The following is a 1,951-nucleotide window of genomic DNA, read 5'->3' as shown; positions in this document are numbered from 1 at the left end:
CAGCTCATTTGAGAGGCGTACTAATTCTCGGAGCGATGGGTGCTGTTTAAGTTGTTCCTCTCCATTGTCGTCTTTTACGTTATTTCCACTGCCATCATTCCATTCTCCCGGTGATCTGCTCTCCTGACCTTCAGGTTCATCTCTTTGCTCTTTTTGATGATCGTTATTTTCGTCTTTTGATTCTTTATCGGGTACTTTGCCAGAGGGTTTTCCAACATCATTACCTGCTTTTATGCCAACAGCATGATGGGTCTTCAAGGCAGTGCGCTCGAGAGGTAGCCACCCACCTCCACCACTCCGGGAGGGTGGAGGGGGAAACGAATAGAAGAAGCCCCTGTTGCTGCCTCCCGGAAAATCGGCGTTGCCAGCCGACCTATCTCTTGCCAGTGTCACTGTGTTATTCCGGGTTTGCCCCGTTTCCAGACCACTGTCTGTTATATTTTCGGAATAGAGTTGCCACTGACTCACAACCTGAGGCACTGTACCATCGTTGATTTCAAGCCGAACCTTTTGCCCACCCGGATTATGCCGGTCAACGTTGGTTGAAGAATTGCATAATGGCGCAATCGCAATAGCATTCAGGGAAAGAACAGATGCTATTAATAAGCGGTAAAAATGCATTCAAGTCTCGTTACACAACTTTTGTCAATAATGCCAACCCGCTCTGACTTGCCTGATAGAAAACCTCAGAACAATTTGTGTTGACTTTCTGTCGTGGAAAAATAAAGGAGCATTACTTTTCATCATTATTGTTCGTAGAGATAGAGAGTAGCCAAGAATTTCTGAATGGCTATATGGATTTTTTGACCTGTACTGCCACGTGGCAAATCTGAAACGGACACCAACGGCGATTATTAAATCCGGTCAGCAGTTAATGATTGTTTCCATTTACCGGAGTGTATAGAGGGTGTCTGCACATGGGGCAGGTTCTTATCCCGTGTTGAATCATCGCAATGACACAGTTCCTGTGAACTTTGTGGGAACAGGGCAGTATCTGGCAGCCGCTGAAGGCATCTTCCAGACAAATGCAGCACAGATCGTGGCCTGAGTTTTCCCGGCATTTGTGATTGCCTTCTAACCTTTTATCCAAACAGATATTGCAAACATCACAGTGAAAGGACTTATGCTTGTTTACTCGGCAAATGCCACATTTATCGCAGTGGTGCGGTTTTCTCTCCTTACAGGTGAAGTGTTTGCATTTTGCACAGAAATATTCCGACATTTTCTGGTTGCATCCCGGGCACGTCTGGGAGTCTTCCGTAATGTCCCCCTCATAGTTGCAGAAACAACATTGAAGCTTTTTCGCGTCAATAGCCTTGCGATCTTTAACATCGCAGTCATCACTGGCGTTATGGCAAATTTGGCAGGGGAAATACCTGGCACAGCATCCAAAGTTCAGACGGCATGACCGATGATAATGACTGCAAGATCGATTTCGGTTTTTGTCCCAGCATGTCGTTACCTGTTCCTGCCGGGGGTATGCCTCTTCATTGTCGATGTTCGACTCATCACTGCCTGACATCGGGCTGGTTTCCGGAATCGGTGGGTGTTCTCCACGGGGAATATTGTTTACTGATGGGGGCTCTGTACGATCAATAGACGAGAGTGACTGCTCATTGGGGGAAGTCAACTGTTGAGAAGCTCGATACTCCTCGTCACTGCCTGACATTGTCGGGTTGGTCTCTGCAATCGGTGGGTGTTCTTCACGGGGAATATTGTTTACTGATGGGGGCTCTGTATGGTCAATAGACGAGAGTGACTGCTCATTGGGGGGGCTCAAGGGTTGGTGAGAATCAAAACGCGCTGTGTCATTGCCGGGCATCGCTGGATTATTGGCCGCTGTCAGCCTCTGGGCTGTGTTTTCCGCTGCTTGATGGATCAGATAGTCTATTACTCCTTGTTTGCTTTCGAGATCAACGTACAACTTTTTGATCTGTTCCCTCAGGCATTG

The 1,951-nt window shown here is 47.4% G+C and carries 2 protein-coding genes; both read right to left on the bottom strand.

Going from position 1 to position 1,951, the window contains the following annotated elements; genetic code table 11:
• Window positions 1-621: hypothetical protein (locus tag KDK17_RS16050; RefSeq protein WP_257252885.1), on the bottom strand; the 621-nt coding region annotated here is incomplete at its 3' end.
• Window positions 622-871: 250 nt separating this feature from the next.
• Window positions 872-1,951 (bottom strand): CHY zinc finger protein (locus tag KDK17_RS16045; RefSeq protein ID WP_257252886.1); only part of this gene is annotated, 1,080 nt, incomplete at its 5' end.

The sequence above is a fragment of the Endozoicomonas sp. SESOKO2 genome (assembly GCF_024606245.1).
Classification (GTDB): Bacteria; Pseudomonadota; Gammaproteobacteria; order Pseudomonadales; family Endozoicomonadaceae; genus Endozoicomonas_A.
This window is presented reverse-complemented; position numbering and strand designations above follow the sequence as displayed.